4 protein-coding genes are annotated in these 2549 nt (G+C 41.3%); all 4 read right to left on the bottom strand.

Annotated features, from left to right (window positions below):
- Positions 1-72: 72 nt before the first annotated feature.
- Positions 73-1056, bottom strand: coding sequence for an oxygen-dependent tRNA uridine(34) hydroxylase TrhO (gene trhO, locus SPADD19_RS01000; protein ID WP_061454975.1), 984 nt, complete (start codon positions 1054-1056; stop codon positions 73-75).
- Positions 1057-1206: 150 nt separating this feature from the next.
- Positions 1207-1698: a DUF6773 family protein gene (locus tag SPADD19_RS00995; protein ID WP_061454974.1), complete on the bottom strand. Its 492-nt coding sequence runs from the start codon at positions 1696-1698 to the stop codon at positions 1207-1209.
- Between the two features lie 10 nt (positions 1699-1708).
- Positions 1709-2191 (bottom strand): DUF6773 family protein, encoded by a 483-nt coding sequence (locus SPADD19_RS00990; RefSeq protein ID WP_061454973.1) that lies wholly within the window; start codon positions 2189-2191, stop codon positions 1709-1711.
- Positions 2192-2218: 27 nt separating this feature from the next.
- On the bottom strand, positions 2219-2413 hold the full coding sequence (locus SPADD19_RS00985; protein ID WP_061454972.1) for a helix-turn-helix transcriptional regulator: 195 nt from the start codon (positions 2411-2413) through the stop codon (positions 2219-2221).
- Between the last annotated feature and the right edge of the window lie 136 nt (positions 2414-2549).

Genomic DNA, 2549 nt, shown 5'->3' with positions numbered 1-2549 from the left:
CCCAAAGTATAGCACAATTTTCAACCAATTTCCATATAAAAACAGCCTGAGCTTTCAGACTGTTTGTTTCCATTATGCAGGTGCTCCATCAAGCGTCTCACCGATGACCGCTAAACGCTCACGAACTTCTGCTTGTGACAAGTTGTGTTCTTGGACATAACGATTGCGAGGGTGAACCCGGCACTCATGCGAACATCCGCGAAGATACTTGTCTTCGTTTTCTTCTGAGGTCAAGATCCGACGGTTACAGAAAGGATTTCCACAGTTGACATAGCGTTCGCATGGTGTTCCATCAAACCAGTCTTTTCCGACAACGATTGGATCGACATGGTTGACATCGACTGCAATCCGCTCGTCAAAAACGTACATTTTCCCATCCCACAGTTCGCCTTGAACTTCTGGATCTTTCCCGTAAGTGGTGATTCCACCATGCAATTGACCAACATCTTTGTAGCCTTCACGGACCATCCAACCTGAGAATTTCTCACAGCGGACTCCACCTGTACAGTAGACGACAACGCGTTTGTCCATGAATTTTTCCTTGTTATCACGGACCCATTGTGGCAATTCACGGAAGTTGCGGATGTCTGGACGAATAGCCCCACGGAAGTGACCAAGATCGTACTCGTAGTCATTTCGAGTATCAAGGACAACGGTATCCTCATCTAGAAGAGCTTCTTTAAATTCTTTTGGAGACAAGTAAGCACCTGTTGTTTCAAGAGGATTGATGTCATTATCGAAATTATCATCTTCTAAACCAAGGTGGACAATCTCTTTCTTATAACGTACAAACATCTTCTTGAAAGCTTGCTCTTCTTCCTCATCGATCTTGAACCAAAGGTCCTCCATCCCTGGAAGGCTGTGAACGTAGTCCATGTATTTTTGCGTTGTTTCGTAGTCACCAGAAACAGTTCCATTGATTCCTTCGTCAGCGACTAGGATACGGCCTTTGAGGCCGATTGATTTACAGAAAGCCAAGTGATCAGCCGCAAATTGTTCTGCATTTTCAATGGGGGTATAGAGGTAATAGAGTAATACGCGAATAGGTTTTGCCATGTCATTCTCTTTTCTAAGATTAAATTATCAGAATTTTTAATTCAACTATACCAGTATACTCTCCCAAGAAAACGAATGCAATTTATTTGACTGAAAAATAAAAGCCTGGGATTCCAGACTTTTATACGACGAAACCAAAGCTCCTCCTTCCTACTCTTCCTTTTCTAACTGATCCAGATAGGCTTCATAGCGTCTTTTCTCAACTTTTGCAAGAAGCATCACAAGGGTATTCACTCCCCATACAATTGGAAGATTCAGTAAAAAGGTAATAGGAAGTACCAGTAAGAATTTTGAATGGAAGGGATTTGCCTGATAGACAGCTTGGTTTAATTGAAAATTTTGAGCCCAGATGAACAAGGAGAGAATAGAGGTTACTGCTACAATTCCCGTCACATTTAGATAGCTATAACTGATAAATCTCACACCCAATCGTTGACAACGAACAGAATAATACAATCCTGAGACGATGAGTAAGGCTACCACCATGATTGGACTGAGCCCCACCTTAGATGTAAAAATGGATCCTACACTAAAAACAGTTAAGGCAAGGAAAAGAAAACCAGCCGTCTCAGCACCAGCCTTATTAGCTAAGCCTTCTTCTCGTTCATCTATGATTTGTTTGTTCAGCAATTGTAATCTCATTGCTTTCTCCTTATTCTTCATCCTCTAACTCTGCCTCTATCTTCTCTTGTTTTTTCCGATTGATAAGAGCAAGTGGTTTTTCAAGCAGATCTGTCAGGAGGGCAAAGACGATGATTTCTAATAAAATTTTAACCAGATACTTGGGACTCAAGATAAAGCTCACTGCTTCTCTCTTTCCAATCACATCCATAGCTATCATCAGCACAGCAAAGAATAGACCTGACCCAAGGCGACTCAACCAGCTATCTTTTTCTAACATATCTCGGATATCAATCCCTGAACTGATTCTTCTCACAAAGGCATAGGCTCCCATGGCAATCAGAAGGAACATCTCAGGGAGATAAGCGACGAGATCTAAGTCCAGGATACTGGATTTCACAAAGGCAAATAGGGCAATAAAGCAGGTCATACCAAGGACAAGTTCTCCTGCGATTTTTCCATCAAGTAGCATGGTCCGTTCATCTTTTACAATTGGTTCTTTCTTTTGTTTCATATGTTTCCTCTTTCTATGTTAAAACTGTTACTCCCAGAACAGTTTATCCAGCGTCTTATCCAAGGTCTTACAAATGGCAAGGCAAAGGCTGAGGGTCGGATTGTATTTCCCTGCCTCGATCAGGCCAATGGTCTGGCGTGTCACCCCTATGGCATCTGCAAGATCCCCCTGGGTCATATCATGCTCGACCCGGGCCATTTTTAATTTGAGATTTTTTGCCACATGCTTTTCCTTTCTTGTTTTTATAACTTTATTATACACTATATTTTCTATTTTGCAATATATATCTTACATTTTGTAAAAAATATTTTTGATAAACAAAAAAGAGGCTGGGAAAAAAGTCCTAGCCTCTCAATTG

Source organism: Streptococcus parasanguinis (assembly GCF_001578955.1).
In the GTDB taxonomy this organism is placed as follows: Bacteria; Bacillota; Bacilli; order Lactobacillales; family Streptococcaceae; genus Streptococcus; species Streptococcus parasanguinis_U.
The sequence above is the reverse complement of the archived record's forward strand: the minus strand, read 5'-3'. Positions and strand labels throughout refer to the sequence as shown.

Excerpts from the sequence above, each read along its gene's own strand:
- trhO (WP_061454975.1), bottom strand. The coding sequence starts at position 1,056 with ATGGCAAAACCTATTCGCGTATTACTCTATTACCTCTATACCCCCATT.
- SPADD19_RS00990 (WP_061454973.1), bottom strand. The coding sequence starts at position 2,191 with ATGAAACAAAAGAAAGAACCAATTGTAAAAGATGAACGGACCATGCTA.
- SPADD19_RS00995 (WP_061454974.1), bottom strand. The coding sequence starts at position 1,698 with ATGAGATTACAATTGCTGAACAAACAAATCATAGATGAACGAGAAGAA.